Raw genomic sequence first — 20822 nt, forward strand, 5'->3', positions numbered from 1 at the left:
GTGTCCAAGGCAACACAGACATATCGAATCATGATCAGCGGTGGAGGTACCGGCGGGCATATCTATCCTGCCATTGCCATCGCCAATGCTTGGAAGGAAAAATTTCCGAGCTCGGAGATTCTTTTTGTCGGTGCTGAGGGAAAAATGGAAATGCAGAAAGTACCGGAGGCAGGCTACAAGATCGAGGGCCTCAAGGTCGCCGGCTTGCAGCGAAGCCTCAGCCTTTCCAACCTGAGTTTTCCATTCAAGCTGTTGGGAAGCCTGAGAAGAGCAAAGCAGCTGATCCGGGAGTTCAAGCCAGATGCGGTGGTGGGAGTCGGTGGATATGCGAGTGGTCCGGTTTTGTACATGGCACAGTCCAATAATATCCCGACGCTGATTCAAGAACAAAATTCCTATGCCGGCTTGACCAACAAGATATTGGCAAAAAAGGCCAGGAAAATCTGTGTAGCCTATCCGGGCATGGAGAAGTTTTTCCCTGCCACCAAGATCATCTACACCGGCAATCCAGTAAGGAAGGACATTTTGGATTTGTCGGGAAAGAGGGAAAAGGCATTGGGCCATTTTGGGCTGAAGCAAGACAGAAAGACCATCTTGGTTTTGGGCGGAAGTCTTGGAGCGCGCACGATCAATCAAGCAGTGGTGGCCGAGATGGAGACATTCGAAAAGAGCGGCTATCAGGTGCTTTGGCAGTCGGGTAAATTTTATTTTCAGGAAATGTCTGCGAAAGTGCAAGCCTCAGGACTTGCACATATCCATGTACGGGAATTCATCAAGGAGATGGATTTGGCCTATGCCGCCGCGGATGCGGTCGTTTCGAGGGCAGGCGCACTCTCGGTCTCTGAGATCAGCCTTGTCGGCAAGCCGACGATTTTCATCCCCTCGCCCAATGTGGCCGAAGACCATCAGACCAAGAATGCCATGGCTTATGTGCAGGCAGGTGCTGCGGTTCTTTTGAAAGACGCAGAAGCAGTAGGAAATCTGAAGGCAGCTGTCGATGGGCTTTTCTCCCAAGCTGAAAAGGCCCAAGAAATGGGCAAAAACTTGAAAAAACTGGCCAAACCAAATGCGGCCACAGAAATAGTCAGTGCATTGGAAAGTATCCTCTCATGAATATCGGCAATCTCCATAGCGTCCATTTTCTCGGTATCGGTGGTATCGGCATGAGTGCTTTGGCCCGTTGGTTCAATCATGTCGGGATCAAGGTCTCCGGCTACGACAAGACACCGTCGCCATTGACAGAGGCCTTGGAGGCAGAGGGCATGCAGATCAGTTTCGAGGACAAGATGGAGACGGTGCCGGCGAGGGTACTGGAGGATAAGAACCATGTCTTGATCGTATGGACTCCTGCGATGCCAAAGGATTCCACCCAACTGAACTTCTTCCAGTCGCAAGGTTACGATATCAAAAAACGTGCAGCGGTTTTGGGGCTGATCACTGCCGACCTGCCGAGCATCGCCGTGGCAGGTACACATGGCAAGACGACGACGTCATCCATGGTGGCGCATTTGCTGAAGTCAGGGGGAAAAAATATCGCTGCATTTCTCGGCGGTTTGACCCAAAACTACAACAGCAACCTCATCCTCCATGATGAAGCAGGAGGTCAGCCCACTGTGGTAGTGGAAGCGGATGAGTTTGACAGGTCATTCCTGCACCTACATCCAAACACCGCGGTCGTCACGAGTGCAGACCCGGACCATTTGGACATATATGGCGATCCGGAGCACCTGTTGGACGGCTTCAGAAAGTTTGTGAATCTGCTGCCACAAGGGGGAAATCTTTATATCCATTCCAAGGCTTTTGAAAAACTTGGATTGGGTCGGGGGGAAAGGTTCCAAATCCAGCAATACGGAATCCAATCCGGCGAAATCCAAGCTAGGAACATTCAGCCGGGTCCGGCTTCATTCAGTTTTGATTATGTCGGCAAAGGGAAAAATATAGAGGGTTTGAAACTGTTTATGCCGGGATTCCACAATGTGGAAAATGCCTTGGCGGCGGTATCGATTGCCTTGGATTGGGGGATTTCGGAGGAGAAAGTACGGGAGGGGCTCGCCAGTTTCCGTGGCGTCAAAAGAAGATTTGAAATATGGGTACAGGAGGATGACAGGGTGTTTATCGATGATTACGCCCATCATCCGGAGGAGATTCGGGCTTTTTTGGGCTCGGTGAAGGCCATGTACCCAAGCAAGAAATTGACTGCGGTATTTCAGCCGCATTTGTTTACGCGGACCAGGGACTTTGCCGAGGGCTTTTCAGAAAGCCTTTCGATAGCAGACGAGGTCGTGTTGCTGGAGATATATCCAGCGAGGGAACTCCCGATCGCGGGAGTGAATGCATCGATGTTGCTGCCTGCCATTACTTCCCCAAGGAAGTCTTTGCAGACAAAGGAAAACCTGCTCAGGTACCTCAGTGAAAACCGACCAGAGGTGTTGGTGACCATCGGGGCCGGGGATATCGACAGGTTGGTAGGTCCCATCGCAAAATGGATGAAGGAACATGAAAATTAGGATCAAAAAATCATTGGTTTTCACGGCGCTCAGCTTGGTGCTGATCGGCTTCATTGGCTTTGTGGAGAAAAAGGATTCCCAACGGAGATTCCAAACCATCGACGTCAGGGTGAAGGGTATAGAGGACGTGTATTTTGTGGACGAAAAGCAGGTTTTGAAGTCGATCATGGCTGAGTTTCCGATGCTATCGGCGGGACTTTCGATGCAGGAGGTGAACCTACACCAGATCGAGAAAATGGTGGAGAAGCAGGGTTTTGTCAAAAATGCCGAGGTCTTTGCCGATTTGAAGGGAAACGTGAGGGTCGAAATCACCCAACACGAACCGATGGCCCGGATCGTGAGGCCAACCGCAGCGGACGGATATATCTCCACAGAGGGAGTGATTCTGCCGACCTCGCCCACTTACACTTCGCGGGTGATGACGGTAGAAGGGGCCTTCGCGGAGGCTTTGTTGAGGAAAGACAATATCTCGGAGAGCCATCCCGATTTGCTTGAGCTGATTCGGTTTATCCATGAGGATGAATTCTGGAGCGCGCAGATTACGGGTTTGGACATTCCCAGAAAAAACGATATCAGGTTATACCAGCAAGTTGGAAGGCAAGTCATCGAGATCGGTGACGCGACCGATTTGGAGGAAAAATTCAAGAAGATCAACCTGTTTTATGAGCAGATCCTTCCCGCCAAAGGATGGAATGCCTACAGCAGGGTCAATGTAAAATATAAAGGGCAGATAGTTTGCGAATAATTGAAAACGCTATGGAAAACAACAACTTGATTGTAGGCTTGGATATTGGGACGACCAAAATCTGTGCAATCGTAGGCCGCAAAAACGAGTATGGCAAACTCGAGGTCTTGGGAATGGGCAAGGCTGTCTCCGACGGCGTCATCCGGGGGATTGTCACCAATATCGACAAGACGGTCAATGCGATCCAAAAGGCGGTAAAGGATGCCTCCGAAATGGCAGACGTGGATATCGGCAATGTGATCGTCGGGATTGCAGGTCAGCATATCCGCAGCACCGTGCATCACGGTGTCATCATCCGCCACCCCAATCAGGATGAGATCACCATCGAAGACGTACGCCGTCTGTCCAATGACATGGAAAACATCGTGGTCCCTCCCGGCAATACGATCATCCATGTGATGCCGCAGGACTATACCGTCGACTATGAAGATGGAATCAAAGATCCCGTGGGCATGTCAGGTTCCAGGTTGGAAGCTGATTTCCATATCATCACTGCCCAGACTACTGCCATCAACAACATCAACCGCTGCGTTAAACGCGCGAATCTCCAAAGCCAAGATCTGATCCTGGAGCCTTTGGCGAGCTCGCTTTCTGTCCTCAGCGGGCAGGATAAGGAAGCCGGCGTATGTTTGGTTGACATCGGTGGCGGGACGACCGACATCGCGATCTTCTATGACAATATCATTCGCCACACGGCGGTGATTCCTTTGGGCGGAAACATCATTACTTCAGATATCAAGGAAGGATGTATGGTGCTGCACCATCAGGCTGAGTTACTCAAAACCAAATTTGGAAAGGCCATTTCCGAGGAAGCCAATCCAAACGAGATCGTATCGATCCCAGGCTTGCGCAACCGTCAGCCAAAGGAAATTTCCATCAAAAACCTGGCGGCAATTATCCAAGCCCGCATGGAGGAAATCATCGAGTACGTCCAAAACGAACTCGTCGCGAGTGGCCATTATAAAAAACTGGCGGGCGGAATTGTCCTTACGGGCGGCGGTTCCCAATTGCAGGGTGTAGCACAACTGTTTGAATACCTCACCGGATTGGATACGAGGATCGGCTATCCCAACGAGCATTTGGGTAAATGCAAACTCGAAGAGGTAAAAAGCCCCATGTATGCCACGTCCGTGGGTTTGGTGTTGGCGGGATTCAAGTCATTGGATGAGCGGGAAAACATGTACCGCTCTAGATACGAAACTTCAAAAACCCAAAAGCAAGAACCAAAACCAGCCAAGTCAGAATTCGGGCCAAGTATATTCTCAAACATTGGTAAAAAATTAAAGGATATCATCACCAATGATATCCATCAAGACAATTACTAGGGCTTATCATACTAGGGAGGCGGGAAATATTGTTTTCTGCTTCCCTTTACAAAACGCCAAAAAGAAAGCAGAAAAAAATTCACCAATTCAACATAAATGTCAGATAACATGAAAGATTACAAATTTGATCTTCCAAAAAATCACAAGTCCATCATCAAGGTGATTGGAGTAGGAGGAGGTGGTTCCAATGCCGTGAACCACATGTACAACCAAGGTATCAAGGACGTGGAGTTTGTCGTGGTCAACACGGATGCCCAGGCCTTGAAAAGCAGCCCTGTTCCTTTGAGATTACAGTTGGGTGCCAACTTGACTGAAGGTCTCGGAGCTGGAGCAAATCCTGAGAAAGGTCGCAGTGCCGCTTTGGAGAGCAAAGAAGACATCCGAGAACTTTTGTCGGACAACACCAAAATGGTATTCATCACCGCGGGCATGGGCGGCGGTACAGGTACCGGAGCTGCGCCAGTGATTGCCAAAATCGCCAAGGACATGGACATCCTGACGGTAGGTATCGTCACTGCGCCTTTTGTATTTGAAGGAAGGAAAAAAATGATCGCCGCACAGCAAGGTATAGAAGCTCTGCGAGAAAACTGCGACACCGTGTTGGTTATTCTCAATGACAAATTGAGGGAAATCTATGGTAATCTTGCCATCCGCTCTGCATTCGCAAAAGCTGATAACGTTTTGACAACCGCGGCCAAATCGATCGCGGAAATTATCACGATCCACCAAGACGTCAACGTGGATTTTGAAGATGTGAAGACCGTCATGAAAGACGCAGGCGCCGCAGTCATGGGCTCAGCAACTGAAGAAGGCGAAGGACGTGCCATTCGTGCAGCCGAAAAGGCGATTGCTTCTCCATTGCTCAACAATGTGGATATCAAAGGAGCGCAAAAGATCCTTCTTTCCATCATGTCCGGCGAGGACGAGGAGCTGTCCATGGACGAACTCAGCGAAATTACCGAATACATCCAAGAGCGTGCGGGAGATGATGCCGAAGTAATCTTTGGGCAAGGCATTGATGCCGAGTTGGGTAAAGCGATACGTGTCACTGTCATTGCGACTGGATTTGAAATGGACAAATTGACTACTGCAAGCCCAGCAAGGAAAGAAGAAAAGTCGTTCGTTGCCCCCGTCGTGGTCGAAGAAAGAGAAGAGCCGATTAAGGTCATCGACTTGGAGTCAGGAAAGACTTCTAAAGTCGAAGAAGAAATCACAAGACCCGGACAGACTTTGACTTTTACTTTCAACCAACCGCTTTTTCCAGTAGCCAATGAGCAGAAGCAAGAGGATCCCAAGCCAAAGACTGAACCTATCTTGCCTGTAGCGGAAGTTGAAAAGGAAAAGGAAGCTGAGCCCGTTTTCGAGTTTGTTCCTGTTCAGCCCGAAAATAAGAAAGTGATTTTCACTTTGGATACCGAGCAGGAAATCACACCGGCCGCACCAAAGGCTGAGGTAAAAGAGGAAGTGCCACAAGCTCCGCATTCTACGGATTACTATGAGCAATTGAAGCAAAAGGCTATCCAAAGGGCGCATGAGCGGTTTGAGAAATTAAAAAATTTGCGCTCTTATAACCAAAGCCCAGAAGAGTTCAAGGATAAGTTTGACACACCAGCCTATATCCGCAAAGATGTGAAGCTGGCTGATGTGCAGCACAGTTCAGAGAGAAGTGCCTCTAGGTACAACTTGACTGACGAGAACGAGTTTCTGAAAAACAATAGGTTTTTGCATGACAACGTTGATTGACCTTTAAAAGTCAATCAACATTTGCGCCTGGGTATGGAGCAAGTCCATGTACAGCCTGTTGGTGAGCAGGTTATCTGACATATTTTCCTCAATCTTCGCTAGTTTGGGCTTGAGGGCAAGTACATGCATTCCCAGGTAATGGAAAATATCGGTGAGGTGGCTCAATGCGATGCCACCTCCGCCGATTCCAGAAGAAATGCCGACCAAGGCACATTTTTTATTCCGAAAAGAATTTGGATACGTCATCCCATCGATAAAAGCTTTGAGGATTCCCGGAAACGACCCGTTGTATTCTGGAACGATAAATACAAACTTTTGCCCTTCTTTGACTTTTTGGTGAAAAGTATTGTAGTCAGGATTTTTCCCGTTGTTTTCATACAGGGCCGAAAACACAAAATCATGCGGAAGATCTTCCAAATGGAGTATTTGCGAAGGGGTGTTCAGGTTTTCGAGGATTTCTTGGTATATCGAGGCGATATTTTTTGAGACTGAGTCTTTCCGGTTGGTGCCGACGATTATTTTAACCATAGCTGGGATGATCGTTTTTTTGGTGATACTACATTGGCAAAAGTCAATAAGTTTCCATTTTGTTTTGGAAATTAAAATTGCCGTGGTTTTATCGGAGATGATTCACGTCGGTTGGATATATTTGATTTATGAGAATAGAAGAGGAGATCAGTTATACCGATCAGATTGAGATTGCTTCGGAGTACCTTAGCAGTAAACATCCCGAAAAACCACAGGTTGGGATAATTCTTGGAACGGGTTTGGGCCAATTGATCAATCATATGGAGGTAATGTTAGAAATCCCCTATGATATGATTCCACATTTTCCACTTTCGACTGTCGAAAGCCATCATGGGAAACTAGTTTTTGGTAGGCTTTCAGGTAAATCCGTTGTGGCAATGCAGGGTAGGTTTCATTATTATGAGGGGTATTCAATGCAGCAGGTTACTTTTCCAGTAAGGGTTTTGAAAAAGCTTGGGATTTCCCATCTGTTTGTGTCCAATGCTGCGGGTGGGCTACATCCCGATTTTGAAATCGGGGATTTGATGGTTATCCAAGATCACATCGACCTGCTACCGGAGAATCCCCTCAGAGGAAAGAATCTAGACCAATTTGGTGTCCGGTTTCCCGATATGTCTGAGCCGTATAATTTGGCTTTGGTGAAAAAGGCACTTGAGATTACCGAGAAGAACGGAATTCGGGCAATTCCCGGGGTTTATGTGGCAGTTCAGGGCCCTAACTTGGAGACGAAGGCTGAATATAGATTCCTTAGAACTATCGGTGCAGATGCCGTTGGGATGAGTACCGTCCCGGAGGTAATCGTCGCTCGGCATATGAATTTGCCGGTTTTTGCCGTTTCTGCCATCACAGACTTATGTTCACCAGGCAAAGTCAAGAAAATCAGCTTGGCGGAGGTACTTGCCGGAGCTGCTAAGGCCGAACCCGGCATGAGCCATTTGATAATGGAATTGATCAAAGGACTTTGAAGGGGCCAGATCTTATTAAATTAAAAGTTCAGATATTAACCAAAGACAATCAGTTTTGAAGTCAATTTTTCAAATCAAAGAAGCGGCCAAGTTTGTGTCAAATAGAATAAGTCTGGCGCCAAGAACCGGGATCATTTTGGGCTCGGGGTTGGGGGGCCTTGTAAGTGCGCTTAAGGATAGCATGTCGATTCGTTATGCCGACATTCCCCATTTTCCCGTCTCTACTGTGGTCGGTCACCGGGGTGAATTGATTGTCGGGGAATTAAACCGAGTGCCAGTGTGGGTGCTCAATGGACGGTTTCATTATTACGAAGGGTATGATTTTGATGAAGTTGTGTTCCCTTTGCGGGTTTTGCGGGCCTTGGGCTTGGAAAGACTCATCATCACCAACGCCGCAGGGGGTCTAAATCCGGACTTTGAGCCAGGAGACATCATGCTGATCGAGGATATCATCAGCCTTATGCCTGCCAATCCGCTGCGTGGCAGGAACCTGGATGAATTTGGGCCGAGGTTTCCGGACATGAGCGAGCCATTTTGCTTGGATTGGGTGCAAAAGGCTTTACAAGAAGCTGAATCACAAGATATACATCTCCGGAAAGGAACCTACATTGGCCTCACGGGACCCAAACTGGAAACAAAAGCCGAAATCAACTATTGCCGCTTGATTGGTGGGGACGCCGTCGGCATGAGTACGGTATCAGAAGTCATTGCCGCCAACCACATGGGCATCAAGGTTTTGGGATTTTCTGTCATTACCAATGAAAGTATTCCCAAAGTCAAAAAGGAGTTTACCCATGAAGAAGTGGTCGATGTGGCGAACAGGGCGGGGGCTACACTCGCTAGGCTGATCAAGCGGGTGCTTTGAATCGTCATTTTGGGGCTTATTGCAGGTGTGCAAATACCTCATCCAGATCCAATTCAAATCCGGGTACCGCTGCCGAAAGCACTTTGTCGCCAAAAGTGAAAAAACGGGAACCTTGATATTTGCCGCTGACCAGTGAATAGATGATGAGTGTGCATTCACTTGGGTGGATAATCCAGTATTCCTTCACTCCCGCTTCCTCGTACACCTCGTATTTGTTTTGAAGTTCTTTTTTGTTGTTTCCTGGAGAGAGGATTTCTACGATAAGATCGGGTGCTCCCACACATCCCAATTCATCCAATTTACTTGGGTCGCATATCACGCAGATATCGGGTTGGACCACAGTGTCGATATCCTCATTATTCTTCGATCTTATTGGAAGGCGCACGTCGAATGGGGAGATAAATGCCTCACATTTTTTTCCGTTGAGGAAAGTATACAGCTTGGTGAAAACATGTCCAGCAATTCTTTGGTGGCTTACACGTGGCGCCGCCGCTTGCCGAAAGACCTTGCCTTTTATCAATTCCACCATTTCACCGAACTGCCAGCTAAGGTAGTCGGCATAGCTGTACCTTCCATATTCCGTAAATGGTTCCTTGACTTGGTTCTTGACATCATCTTCTTCCATAATGCCAAAATACTTAAAAATCAGTCTTTGAAAAAGAACCTATTCGGAGATTTCGGGATCTGGTCAGGACACCAATTTTTCATTTTCCTGAAATATGATCCCCTCGGATTCCAATGAATGCAGAATCGGTTCGTAGATCTCTTTTTTTACTGGGATGAAAAGTCCGCGGATTTTGATTTTTCCATCCAGCAATAGGTCGGCAGCAATTGCAAGCGGCAATCCGACTGTTTTGGCCATGGCGGTGTGGGTTTCATTTTCGCCAAAACATGAAAGGCTTGATGTGATGCGCTTGATCCCCTTTTCCGTCTCGACTTCAAAAATATGCTGCATGACTATCATATCCTTGTCCCGCTTTTCCAGTTGCCATTTTTCTTCCAAGATACCCTGCAGGACCGCAGCCGGGCTTCCTTCCATCACGGGCAGCAGCTCATCTGAAAACAGTCCAAGCCACCGAAGCTTGGAGAGGTCATCTGAAGATGCTTTTGGTATGATAGTGCGAATTCGGTCTTCGGGGCCATATCCTCCAAAGATTGGCAGAAAGGCGGACAGGTAATCCTTCTTTGTGGCCATTTTTGGAAGTTCCATAAGATACGAATCGTCCGTCATGCCGAGTTGCACAAAGATGTCCCAGGCCGAGCAATAACCGGTTCTCCTCAAGGTGCCTCGTAAAAGGGTCGGAATCGAATCGAGGCCATAGATTTTTCGATAGGCCAAAGAATTGCGGTTTGCGTATCCTTCGAATTCCCCCAAATCCTCGAAGTGAACCTTCTCCAGCCGGTTGAAAAGTTGGTGGTAGGGGATGTATTTCACCTGTTCCGATTCAATGTACTTCGCAACACCTTGGCCTGCCAAGACTACATTTCGCGGATTCCAAGTGAATTTGTATTTCCAGGGATTGGATTCGCTCTCGGGAGCCATGAGTCCGCCACAATACGACTTGAAGGACAGGATGCGGTGTCCAGCCTGATGTTCGCGTTCGATGATTCTCATGGCAGACATATGGTCGATTCCAGGGTCCAAGCCACATTCATTCAGAAAGAACAGATTTTTCTCATCTATGGAATTTTTGAGTTTACGTAAATCATCGGACTCATAGGATGCTGTGATAAAATGTACCCCGTACTGAAGACAATCTTGGGCGACGATTGGATGGAAAGGTGGCGGCAGCATGGATATCACGAGGTCGGCACCGGAAATCAGCTGGACTCGCTCTGCTTGGTCATGGATATTGATGGAAACCGCTAGGCCATGTGGATGCCCTTTGATTTTTTCGGCCGCAAATTCTTGTCGGATATCGGCGACGGAGACCATTCTGTCCTTGGATTGCGCCGAATGAAGCAGATATTCGATCAAGTAAATGGAGGATTTTCCGGCGCCTAGAATCAGGATGTTTTGCATGGGTCCAAAGACTGGGAATTTCCTCCAAGTTGGGAAAAAAAGGGTGAAGGATAAAAATCGGAAGCCATAAAATTATGGGAGGACAACAAGTGAAAGTATTTTTTTGTTAATTGAAGTGATCTTTAGAAATCACCCGATGGCGAAAAAAATCAATGTACAGGTATCCTTGGACCTAATTGAGCCACAGGATTGGTCCGAAATGGAAAAGGAACTGATATCGCGGGCGAAAGCTGCTGCAGAAAGGGCACACGCTCCCTATTCTAATTTTTTGGTTGGGGCTTCGGTATTGCTTGAAAACGGTGCTATTTTTGAAGGAAACAATCAGGAAAACGTTTCGTTTCCAGTCGGAGTATGCGCGGAGAGGTCCCTTTTGAGTTTCGTGGTCGGGAATTTCCCGAATGTCAGACCTTTGAAATTGGCTATCGCAGCGAAGAAGCGAGAGGGTGCTTCGTATGCATTTGTGACGCCTTGTGGCTCATGCAGGCAGACGATCAATGAGTACGAAATAATGTTTGGCAAGCCAATTGAAATTCTGATGCTACATGAAAATGGATCTATATTAAGGGCATCAAGCATCAAGGAGCTGTTGCCATTTAGTTTTGATAGTTTTTGAAATCCGATGAAATCCACAGTAAGATACGAACACACAGCTTTCTACAGGACTTCCCATGTAGTCAAGAGAACCGAAAAGGAGATCGTTTTTGCGCTGCACGGATACGGTCAGCTGTCAGAGTTTTTCATGGCGAAACTGCAGCCCTTGTTTCAGGACGACCGGCTGATTGTGGTACCGGAGGCAACCAATTATTCTTATCTCAAGGGGTACACGGGAAGGATTGGTGCCAACTGGATGACGAGCTATGAGCGTGAGGTCGCCATTGCCAACAACCATCGGTTTTTGAATGAAGTTTTCGATACTTTGATGTTTAAATTCAAAGAGCGGCCTAAAATAACCGTAATGGGTTTTTCCCAAGGTGCTGCGACAGCTTCTAGATGGGTCAGCCAACTACAGGTACCGATAGACAGGCTTATTTTGTGGAGTGGTGGGTTTGCACACGACCTCGCTTTGGAGCCATTTGGTACCCAAGTACAGGAATCTGAGGTTGTTTTGGTATGGGGAGACAAAGACGAGATGCTAACCCCGGAGGCATTCCAAAAACAAGATGAACTGATCAAACAAATTCCCGTAAAGGTGAAAAAAATCCAGTTCGATGGAGGACATGAGTTGGACAAGTCGACCTTGGAACAGCTCTTTGCGCGTCAATCCTAAGACCTATCTTAATTCAATAATTTGAAATAATCGACCAGTTAATTATTTTTCCAAAAAATTATCTCATCGCATAATGCTTACCCTATCAGAAAATGAAGTGGAGAGAATAGCGGCGCTGCTGCTAAAAGGAATGATTTGTTTTTACCAGTTGGATAACAAAAAAATCTACCACATCCCTGACGACGAGGACTATTTCAACTATGACCTCACCCCAGAGGAAGAGGATATTTTGGACGAAATCGAAGACAACCCAGATAATTTTGCTGAGTTTACCAAAATGGAGCTGAGCCAAGAGCATCAGGTGATGGAAAACTTTGCTGATAGGATCGTAAAAGAGCGCAATTTTCAGGATGAGCTTTTCAACGCGCTCAATAAACCAAAAGCAGCCACAGCGTTCAAATTTTTGGTGGACAATTCCGGTAAATATCGGGACCGCTGGATTGAGTTCAGATTGGACAAATACAAAGACTGGGTCAAGGAACAGATCGATAGCTTCAATTACTCGGAGGAGTAGGCTCGCAAATCAATTCTGGAAATCAATGGCTTGATTTCAACCAGCGCCACAGTGTCTTGTAGCTGACTTTTGTGCCATGCACTAGGATGCCAATGCGGTAGATCTTTGCCGCGAGCCATGTGCTGGCAAAGAAGCCACCGACAAGTAATCCCATTGACAGCAGCAGTTCCCAAAAAGGAACCCCATAGCTGATTCTGCCCATCATCCCTATAGGTGAGGTAAATGGGATGATCGAAAGCCAAAAGGATATTTGACTATTTGGGTCATTGAGAACAAAAACAAAAAGTCCCATGTATCCAATGAGCAATGGGATTGTTACCGGGAACATGAACTGTTGGGCTTCGGATGGTGCGTCCACTGCCGCGCCTACCGCGGCAAAAAATGCTCCATAAAAAAGGTATCCTCCCAAGAAATAGAAGGTGAACGTAACAACCAATTGGACAAAGTCGATTCCACTGATCACCTGCAGTAAGTCCTGCACGCCGCTTTGTTCCACCACCATATCTCCCATATCGGCATTAGCCATTTCAAAAGCCTGTTGTTGGGGCATTTGCATCCCGAAATAGCCGACCACGACGCTCGAGATCGTTCCGATCAACACCACCCAGATGAGGAATTGGGTCAAACCTACCGCGCCGATACCGATGATCTTCCCCAGCATTAGTTGGAATGGACGTATAGACGAGACAAGGATTTCAATGATTCGGCTGGATTTTTCCTCGATTACACCTTGCATGATTTGGTTGCCATAGAGGAAAATGAAAACATAAATCAGTATCCCTGCCAAAAAACCAATAGTGTAGTTGACTGTGGCATCCGTGATTTTTTCTTCTCCGCTTTCATCGAGGGTTATCGATCTGATGGAAACATCGGTACGGTAAGCATTGATGACTTCAGGCGATATTCCCGATTGAAAAAGGCGTTGCTCCTCGATTCGTTTTTTTAGGGCTGACTCCATCAACGTGATCAAGCCCATGTTGGCATTCTTTTCCCCAAAATAGGTAATCCCTGTGGGCTGGCTGAGTTCGATTTTTGGGATAAACAAAAATCCAAACCTTTCTCCATCGATGACCATTCGTTTGCCTTCTTCAGGATCGACCCTGGAGAAGGAAAATGCATACTGGTCAGAGCTTTCCAAGAAAAACATATTGTTTTCGTCAACCACCTCGATGATTCTTAGGGAGTCGGTGTCAGTATCACTTGTCGCTAGCCATAGAAATACACCCATGATGGCCGGGAAAATCAAAGGAGTGAGCAAGGTGGCCAACAAAAAAGATTTCTTTTGGACCCTTGACAAATATTCCCTTTGGATAACCAGCCAAACCTTATTCATGGGTGTGTTTTTTTACTTGTTGGATAAAAATCTCTTCCATGCTCGGCAATATCTCTTTGAATCCCACTACCTGTCCCAGAGCCATCAAGCGTGATAGCACCTCATTTGTGGTTTCTCCTTCGAGGGAAACATTGAATTCCGCTACCCCATCTTCAAATCTCAGTGGATGATATTGCAACGCATCTAAAGCATCTGTCTTCAACTGTACCTGAAACTCATTGGGGCGAAACGCCTGCTTGATATCGCGAAGTTTGCCGTCGAGGATTTTTTCAGACCTGTAAATCATTGCAATCTGATCACAAAGCTGCTCAACCGACTCCATGCGGTGGGTGGAAATCACCAGTGTGGTTCCATTTTCCTTCAATTCCAATATTTCGTTTCGAATAATTTCCGCATTCACCGGGTCAAACCCTGAGAACGGCTCGTCCAATATCAGCAGTTCAGGCTCATGGATCACCGTGGTGATGAATTGGACTTTTTGGGCCATCCCTTTCGAAAGGTCATCGATTCTTTTTTCTTGCCAGGACAGTATATCAAGTTTTTTCAGCCAAAATTGGACCTTTTCGTTGGCGATGGGGCCTGGCATTCCCTTGAGTTTTGCAAAATACCGTAACTGGTCGCCGACTTTCATTTTCTTGTAGAGGCCGCGCTCCTCCGGCAAATAGCCGATTTTTGCGATATGGTGCGGATTTAGCAGCGTGTCGTTGAACAGGATCAGTCCGGAATCAGCTTCAATAATTTGATTGATGATGCGTATCAAAGTGGTCTTTCCGGCTCCATTGGGACCTAAAAGCCCAAAGATGCTTCCGCGGGGGATTTCTAGGGAAATGTTGCTAAGCGCTTTGGTGTTCCCGTATCTTTTCGAAAGGTTTTGGATACTTAAAATGGACAAGTGTAGGAAGTTTTGCTAAAAATAGGGAAAAGGCAACAAATTATTTCAGGGTGACCGAGCCGACAGACACGTCGATGTTGAATGTCATCAGATTCTTGCTGTTTTGTTGATAGGACCTGCTGACATAGGTTTTTTCCCCAATTTCCTTAAGGTTTTTTGGGACATATGTCCTGCACATTGCAGTCGATTTGATCTTGACGATGTAGGGTTGGGATTCGTCGGGGAGGAGGACTTCAACCTTACCGGCACCGACGGTTGCCTGGACATTGCAGCCTTCGCTCATTTTTCCGGAAAATGATAAATTGATTGTCCCATAATTCGATTCGAAGATCATTTCCTTCGCATTGGTCAGGTTCAGGTTGGCCGCGTTTACGTTTCCCATGTTGATACTGACTTTCATGGTATCCATCCGGACGGAATTGGGAAAATTTTTCAAGTAGTCCAAATTGATATCGGCACTCGTTGATTTTATGATACAATTTGAGACGGGCAAATGTGATAAGTCAAAGGTAGCGGCACCTATACCGAAATAGAAATTGAGGTTGTAGAGAAAATGCGAGTTGAGGTTGACCTGCCATCGGTGGTCAAAGTCGTCGTTTGAAGACGAAAATAGTTTGTGGGAAAGGCTTTTCCCCAGGTTTTCGGATTCCACATTCCTATGGGTGATGTGGGTGTCCAAAATATTGTCCTTGATTTCCCAGGAAAATGAAGGGAGTATATTCACCTTGGAAAGTTCGGAGTGTATGTGTACCGGCTGATCCATCATCCTTCTCTGGACATCGGTGATCCCTTTATAAACGTTGAAGTCCAACCTAACGAGATTGAACCCATTCTTTTCGTCCACTTTGAAGTCCTTAATAATTTGGGCAGTGGAATGGGACAAAACTCCAGAAACCAAGCCAATTAACAGGCAAATTCTTTTAAGCATACGGGTTAGGGTACGGCAATCAAGCTAAAAGGTTATTAAAGGTATAAAAAAAGCCGGATTTTCATCCGGCTCCAAATCTTAAAAGAATTCTTTCATCTTGTCGAAGAAGCTTTTTTCAGACTTCCCTGGGTCAGGCTTGAAATTCTCGCTGTTTTTGAGCCCTTCCAGGATTTGTCTTTCTTCCCTCGAAAGTTGTTTTGGGGTCCAAACGTTGACTTGGATCAATTGGTCTCCCCGGCTGTACCCGTTGATATCCCTTATGCCTTTGCCTTTTAGGCGGAGCATTTTTCCACTTTGTGTTCCGGGATCGATTTTGATTTTCACTTTGCCGTCGATAGTTGGCACCTCGACTTGAGATCCGAGCGCGGCATCCATGAAACTGATGTACAGTTCAAATATGACGTCGTTTCCATTCCGTTGCAGCACATCGTCGTCGACCTCTTCGATCAAAATGAGTAGATCGCCTGGAATTCCGCCGGCTGTTTCGTTGCCTTTTCCCGACATGCTGAGCTGCATACCGTCGGCTACTCCAGCAGGGATATTGATAGAAATCACTTCCTCTCTGATAATCAATCCATTGCTATCGGCCTCAGCGGGTTTTCTGTCCACGATTTGTCCGTTGCCACCGCATACATGGCAGGTACTGGCGGACACCATTTGACCAAGCATCGTGTTGACGACTTTCTTGATTTGGCCTGAGCCTTGGCAGGTAGAGCAGGTTTTGAAGGTGACACCCTCAGCCAATACCTGACGTTTGACTTTGATTTTCTTCTCAACACCATTTGCAATTTCTTTCAGGTTCAGTTTCAACTTCACCCTGAGATTGGTGCCTTTTTTGGTTCTTCTGCCACCTCGGCCACCGCCAAAGAAGGATTCAAAACCACCGCCGCCGAATATGTCGCCAAACTGGGAGAAGATATCTTCCATGTTCATGCCGCCGCCGCCAAATCCACCATTTCCTCCAAGACCTTGGTGGCCAAATTGGTCGTATCGCTGACGTTTTTCGGGATTGCTGAGCACTTCGTATGCTTCTGCCGCTTCTTTGAATTTTTCTTCAGCCTCGGGGTTGTCCGGGTTTTTGTCCGGATGGTACTGAATGGCTAGTTTCCGGTAGGCTTTTTTGATCTCCTCCGGTGTGGCGCTTTTCGTCACGCCAAGTATTTCGTAATAATCTCTTTTTGCCATATCTGATTATGCTCCTGTCACAACTTTGGCATACCTGATTACTCTGTCGCCCAGGGTATACCCCTTTTCTACCACATCGATGACTTTGCCCTTCATATCTTCAGAAGGGGCAGGGATCTGCGTGATGGCTTCCTGAGTTTCTGGGTCAAAAGCTTTGCCGACCAATCCGTCCATTGCCTTCAAACCTTTGTACTCCAGCACCCTTACTAGCTTGTGGAACACCAAATGGTTTCCTTCCCGGACCTTTGCTCCGTCGGATTCGTTTTCACTTGCTTTGAAAGCGCGCTCAAAATCATCCACCACGGGAATGATTTCCTTAATTACTTCCTCGGATGCGGTTTTTATAAGGTCGATCCGCTCCTTGGCAGTCCTACGTCTGAAATTTTCAAATTCAGAATAGAGCCTTAAATATTTGTCTTTTAAGTCGTTGATTTCTTGCTGCAGTTTTTGCTCCGAAGATTCCGTTGTCTTTGAAGATGCTTCATGATTTCCTTCTTCCTGGATGTTGCCTTCTGCTTGGTTTTCAATGTTTTCCGAAGCGATACTTTCTTCTTTGATGACCTCTTTATCCTCCATTGTGAAACTATTTTTTTGATTTACACTTTAGGTGATTGATACTGCGGTATTTGAATGAACCAGTCGGAACCAAACTTTAATTGGCAATTGGTTCGTTGGCGTTTTTTGGAGCCTCTTTGGTTACATTTTGCCATTTTATCCAGCCAATCAAGCTATCAATTTGTTTGCCATTTGGCCTATACTGACATTCTGGCACCTAGTGATTTGTGATAGCCTGCCAAAGCATATCCTTTAATTTTTCCAGATTGAATCCTGTAACAGAGGAAATCATCACAGAAGGAATATCTTTTGGCAATTCTTTTTTCAATTGGTCCATCAATTCTTGATCGAGCATATCTGCCTTGGTGATAGCCAGCAGTCGTTTTTTATCCAAAAGTTCCGGATTGAACTTTTCCAACTCGCCAAGTAGAATCCGGTACTGCTTTTTGATATCATCTGCGTCGGAAGGGATCATGAAAAGCAGTATCGAGTTTCGTTCGATGTGGCGCAAAAACCGCAGGCCTAGACCTTTTCCTTCAGCAGCCCCTTCAATGATTCCCGGGATGTCTGCCATAACAAATGACTTGTCGTCACGGTAGGATATGACGCCCAGATTTGGGACTAGGGTAGTGAATGGATAATCACCGATTTCGGGACGCGCCGCGGAAATACTGGATAGCAAGGTTGATTTTCCCGCATTTGGAAACCCAACCAACCCGACATCAGCGAGCAACTTCAACTCCAGGATAATCCATTCTTCGATGCCGGGTTCTCCAGGCTGGGCGAAATGGGGTGCTTGGTTGGTGGCAGTTTTGAAATGGTCGTTGCCGAGTCCACCGCGGCCTCCGGGTGTGAGAATGACTTCCTGCCCATCTTCTGTAATCTCAAATCTGGTTTCGAATGTCTCGGCATCCTTGGCAACAGTGCCCAAGGGGACTTCGAGAATTACATCTTTGCCGTCCCTTCCTTTTCGCCTTCCCCCTTCACCTCCCTTTCCGTCCTCTGCGATTACATGCTTTTTGTATTTTAGGTGAAGCAATGTCCACAATTGTGCGCTGCCTCTCAAGATAATGTCTCCCCCTTTGCCTCCGTCGCCTCCGTCAGGCCCACCTTTTGGTACATGTTTTTCCCTTCGGAAATGGACGGAACCAGCGCCTCCTGCCCCAGAACGAGAGCAGAATTTCACATAATCAATAAAATTCGATTCAGCCACTTTTGATCTATTTGAATGAAAACGGCTAAGCGCATAAGCTTAGCCGTCAATGATTTGGCAAAGTTAAGGAAAATTAGGACGAATACCCGTCCATGACTTTGGAGATGTTGTCGAATATGCCTTCGATACTGCCAACGCCATTGATTTTGGTGAATTTTCCTTGCTTTTCGTAATAAGCTGCTACAGGTAATGTCTCGTCAAGATAGACCTTGATTCGCGTCGCTATTTTTGCTTCATCCTGGTCGTCAGCACGCCCTGAGGTCTTTCCTCGTTCCCGAATTCTTTCCTTTAGGATTTCTTCCGCAACATCCAAAGCAATCATTCCAGAAATACGCAGATTGTTTTTAGTCATCATGGCGTCCAAAGCTTCAGCCTGGGCTACTGTCCTCGGAAATCCGTCAAAAATAAACCCGTTCGTATCGGCTGTGGAATTGATCTTATCCTCTACCATTCCGATGACGACTTCATCAGGGACCAACCTGCCCTCGTCCATATATTTTCTTGCAAGTTTGCCCAAATCGGTGCCTTCGCCTAGGTGCTTTCTGAAAAGATCACCTGTGGAAAGGTGCGTCAGGTGATATTTCTCGATGATTTTTTCACTTTGGGTGCCTTTTCCCGCGCCGGGAGGACCGAATAAGACGATATTCAGCATGACTAATTTTGTTTTAAATCATTTCAATTGGTAAATGGCTGGCAAATTTCGCCCATAGCCGTCATAGTCCAGCCCGTATCCGACTACAAACTTATTGGGTATTTCGAATCCTACGTAATCGACTTTGACGGGATGTTGCAAGGCATCGGGTTTGGTCAAAAGTGTGGCAATGCTGACACTTTTGGGTCCAAGTTTTTTGATTTTTCCCAGCAAGTAATTCATACTAAGTCCCGTATCGACAATATCTTCCACGATGATAGCTGGGCGGTCTTTCAAATCTATATCCAAACTTGACATGTCCTTCACCTTGCCCGTGGAATTGGTGCCTTGGTAGGAGCTGATTTTGAGGAAACAGATCTCTACAGGTATCGATATGGATTTTGCCAAATCGGCGAGGAACATAAATGATCCGTTTAAGACCCCAAGCAGCACTGGTGATTGGCCTTCAAAATCCCTTGAGATTTTACCACCCATTTCTCGGACACGCTGCAGTAGCATTTCCTCACTAATATAAGAGATGAATTCTTTGTCCTTGATTTGGATCATGTCTTGCAACAAAAAAGCCCTTCTAGGTCAAAAAGGGCTCTGCAAATATATATAAATTATGTGACCCACATTCTGGCTTGACTGGAATACTTACAAATGCGCCATTAAATAAAGATAAAGTGCAACCATGGCGTCAATATCAGCCAATGACACGATTTCATTGGGAGAATGCACATTGTCTTCTGCGGCACCTATAAAACACCAGTCGATTGCATATGGAGAAAGTTGAACCTCGCGTCCATCACTTCCACCGATCCCCTCTACCTCGAGTTGAAATCGAACTCCACTTTGTTCAGCCAAAGCAACGATCCTGTCCAGAAACTTTTTTCTCGGGATCATTTTGTCACGGAGTGAGATCACCACTCCTTGATGGTGGCAAATACCCTCGGTAATCCAAGTAATGTCCGAGATAAGTGCTTGGCTGATTGGCGCAGTTGCCTGGATAAAATTGAGAAGAAAGGGCATACTACCTCCTCCATGTTCTTCATATGTCGAAAAAACGATCCATCCGTCGGTAATTTCCTCGCAAAGTTTCAGGCAATTGTATATCCCCAACCTGTTGTCAAGGTAAGCTGCTTTGATAAATTCCCCGTCTATCCGAATGTTTTGTTCGAATGACAGGCGCGTTCCTCGCTCTATCGCACGGGGGAAATCATGCCTGATGACCTCTTCTGATTCCTTTATTTTACAACATATCGGCCAAAGCCTATCGTTTCCAACCAAGCTTGTCCCAACGTCTGCTTCTGGTCCGCCAATTGGAACTAGTTGATCTTCATATCTGACCGTGAATCCAATCGTATCTAGGTGAGCAAAAACCGCAGTCCTAGGTTTTCCGAATTTGAGAAGAAGACAATCGTGAAATTTTTCGCCAAAAAACATTTCAGGCTTAACCTTCCAGCTTTTTTTCCGTTTCTCGACGTATTGGATCAAAAACTCGGTCATCGGTGATTCGTCGCCAGAAACACTTTGGATATTTAATAGTTTATTCAATAAATCCATCTTTGAATGTACCGGTAATCTAAGTGAAAACACAATT

Annotated in this window: 22 protein-coding genes; 10 read left to right on the forward strand and 12 right to left on the reverse strand. The window is 46.4% G+C overall.

Translation table 11 applies throughout. The features are described 5' to 3' along the window. The 5 genes from murG (at position 1) to ftsZ (ending at position 6320) form a co-directional block, all read left to right on the forward strand. Positions 1-1113, forward strand: a complete 1113-nt coding sequence (gene murG / locus L0U89_RS02290; protein WP_369413232.1) for an undecaprenyldiphospho-muramoylpentapeptide beta-N-acetylglucosaminyltransferase — start codon at positions 1-3, stop codon at positions 1111-1113. Then, positions 1110-2507 carry a UDP-N-acetylmuramate--L-alanine ligase gene (murC, locus tag L0U89_RS02295; RefSeq protein WP_234860031.1) on the forward strand — a complete coding sequence of 466 codons (1398 nt, stop codon included), beginning with the start codon at positions 1110-1112 and terminating at the stop codon, positions 2505-2507. The genes murG and murC overlap by 4 nt, the downstream gene beginning before the upstream one ends. Continuing rightward, on the forward strand, positions 2497-3252 hold the full coding sequence (locus L0U89_RS02300; protein WP_234860032.1) for a cell division protein FtsQ/DivIB: 756 nt from the start codon (positions 2497-2499) through the stop codon (positions 3250-3252). Before murC ends, L0U89_RS02300 begins: the two co-directional genes overlap by 11 nt. An 11-nt stretch (positions 3253-3263) precedes the next feature. Continuing rightward, a complete protein-coding gene (gene ftsA / locus L0U89_RS02305; RefSeq protein ID WP_234860033.1) occupies positions 3264-4577 on the forward strand; it encodes a cell division protein FtsA in 1314 nt (437 codons plus the stop codon). A gap of 108 nt (positions 4578-4685) precedes the next feature. Then, positions 4686-6320, forward strand: coding sequence for a cell division protein FtsZ (ftsZ, locus tag L0U89_RS02310; protein ID WP_234860034.1), 1635 nt, complete (start codon positions 4686-4688; stop codon positions 6318-6320). A gap of 3 nt (positions 6321-6323) precedes the next feature. On the opposite strand, the gene L0U89_RS02315 is transcribed toward ftsZ, so the two are convergent. After that, positions 6324-6848: an NADPH-dependent FMN reductase gene (locus tag L0U89_RS02315; RefSeq protein ID WP_234860035.1), complete on the reverse strand. Its 525-nt coding sequence runs from the start codon at positions 6846-6848 to the stop codon at positions 6324-6326. A 128-nt stretch (positions 6849-6976) separates the two neighbouring features. Here L0U89_RS02315 and L0U89_RS02320 point away from each other — a divergent pair, with 128 nt between their 5' ends. Next, positions 6977-7813, forward strand: coding sequence for a purine-nucleoside phosphorylase (locus tag L0U89_RS02320; protein ID WP_234860036.1), 837 nt, complete (start codon positions 6977-6979; stop codon positions 7811-7813). Between the two features lie 55 nt (positions 7814-7868). Beyond that, positions 7869-8678, forward strand: a complete 810-nt coding sequence (locus L0U89_RS02325) for a purine-nucleoside phosphorylase (protein WP_234860037.1) — start codon at positions 7869-7871, stop codon at positions 8676-8678. 16 nt (positions 8679-8694) lie between these two features. Here L0U89_RS02325 and L0U89_RS02330 read toward each other — a convergent pair whose 3' ends face one another. Beyond that, the gene (locus L0U89_RS02330; protein ID WP_234860038.1) at positions 8695-9303 is read right to left on the reverse strand and encodes a Uma2 family endonuclease; all 609 of its coding nucleotides are present in this window, start codon (positions 9301-9303) and stop codon (positions 8695-8697) included. 63 nt (positions 9304-9366) lie between these two features. Then, positions 9367-10701 carry a saccharopine dehydrogenase C-terminal domain-containing protein gene (locus L0U89_RS02335; RefSeq protein ID WP_234860039.1) on the reverse strand — a complete coding sequence of 445 codons (1335 nt, stop codon included), beginning with the start codon at positions 10699-10701 and terminating at the stop codon, positions 9367-9369. A gap of 136 nt (positions 10702-10837) precedes the next feature. Here L0U89_RS02335 and L0U89_RS02340 point away from each other — a divergent pair, with 136 nt between their 5' ends. The 3 genes from L0U89_RS02340 (at position 10838) to L0U89_RS02350 (ending at position 12482) form a co-directional block, all read left to right on the forward strand. Next, positions 10838-11314, forward strand: coding sequence for a cytidine deaminase (locus tag L0U89_RS02340; RefSeq protein ID WP_234860040.1), 477 nt, complete (start codon positions 10838-10840; stop codon positions 11312-11314). Between the two features lie 6 nt (positions 11315-11320). Continuing rightward, entirely contained in the window at positions 11321-11968 is a 648-nt protein-coding gene (locus L0U89_RS02345; protein WP_234860041.1) for an alpha/beta hydrolase, read from the forward strand. 73 nt (positions 11969-12041) lie between these two features. Then, positions 12042-12482: a UPF0158 family protein gene (locus L0U89_RS02350; RefSeq protein WP_008631299.1), complete on the forward strand. Its 441-nt coding sequence runs from the start codon at positions 12042-12044 to the stop codon at positions 12480-12482. Between the two features lie 22 nt (positions 12483-12504). Here the strand turns inward: L0U89_RS02350 and L0U89_RS02355 are convergent, their stop codons facing one another. The 9 genes from L0U89_RS02355 to L0U89_RS02395 form a co-directional block, all read right to left on the reverse strand. Then, a complete protein-coding gene (locus tag L0U89_RS02355; protein WP_234860042.1) occupies positions 12505-13815 on the reverse strand; it encodes an ABC transporter permease in 1311 nt (436 codons plus the stop codon). Next, on the reverse strand, positions 13808-14707 hold the full coding sequence (locus L0U89_RS02360) for an ABC transporter ATP-binding protein (RefSeq protein WP_234860043.1): 900 nt from the start codon (positions 14705-14707) through the stop codon (positions 13808-13810). The genes L0U89_RS02355 and L0U89_RS02360 overlap by 8 nt, the downstream gene beginning before the upstream one ends. A 40-nt stretch (positions 14708-14747) precedes the next feature. After that, complete coding sequence (locus L0U89_RS02365; protein WP_234860044.1) at positions 14748-15635, reverse strand: hypothetical protein; 888 nt, start codon at positions 15633-15635, stop codon at positions 14748-14750. A gap of 78 nt (positions 15636-15713) precedes the next feature. Next, positions 15714-16820 carry a molecular chaperone DnaJ gene (gene dnaJ, locus L0U89_RS02370; protein ID WP_008631310.1) on the reverse strand — a complete coding sequence of 369 codons (1107 nt, stop codon included), beginning with the start codon at positions 16818-16820 and terminating at the stop codon, positions 15714-15716. A 6-nt stretch (positions 16821-16826) separates the two neighbouring features. Continuing rightward, positions 16827-17396, reverse strand: a complete 570-nt coding sequence (locus L0U89_RS02375) for a nucleotide exchange factor GrpE (protein ID WP_234860045.1) — start codon at positions 17394-17396, stop codon at positions 16827-16829. A gap of 196 nt (positions 17397-17592) precedes the next feature. Then, positions 17593-18588 carry a GTPase ObgE gene (obgE, locus tag L0U89_RS02380; protein ID WP_234860046.1) on the reverse strand — a complete coding sequence of 332 codons (996 nt, stop codon included), beginning with the start codon at positions 18586-18588 and terminating at the stop codon, positions 17593-17595. A 73-nt stretch (positions 18589-18661) separates the two neighbouring features. Further along, on the reverse strand, positions 18662-19240 hold the full coding sequence (locus L0U89_RS02385; RefSeq protein ID WP_234860047.1) for an adenylate kinase: 579 nt from the start codon (positions 19238-19240) through the stop codon (positions 18662-18664). A gap of 18 nt (positions 19241-19258) precedes the next feature. After that, positions 19259-19786 carry a hypoxanthine phosphoribosyltransferase gene (hpt, locus tag L0U89_RS02390; RefSeq protein ID WP_008631319.1) on the reverse strand — a complete coding sequence of 176 codons (528 nt, stop codon included), beginning with the start codon at positions 19784-19786 and terminating at the stop codon, positions 19259-19261. A 90-nt stretch (positions 19787-19876) separates the two neighbouring features. Continuing rightward, positions 19877-20785, reverse strand: a complete 909-nt coding sequence (locus L0U89_RS02395; RefSeq protein ID WP_234860048.1) for an aminopeptidase — start codon at positions 20783-20785, stop codon at positions 19877-19879. Between the last annotated feature and the right edge of the window lie 37 nt (positions 20786-20822).

Origin of the sequence: Mariniradius sediminis (genome assembly GCF_021491425.1) — a bacterium.
In the GTDB taxonomy this organism is placed as follows: domain Bacteria; phylum Bacteroidota; class Bacteroidia; order Cytophagales; family Cyclobacteriaceae; genus Mariniradius; species Mariniradius saccharolyticus.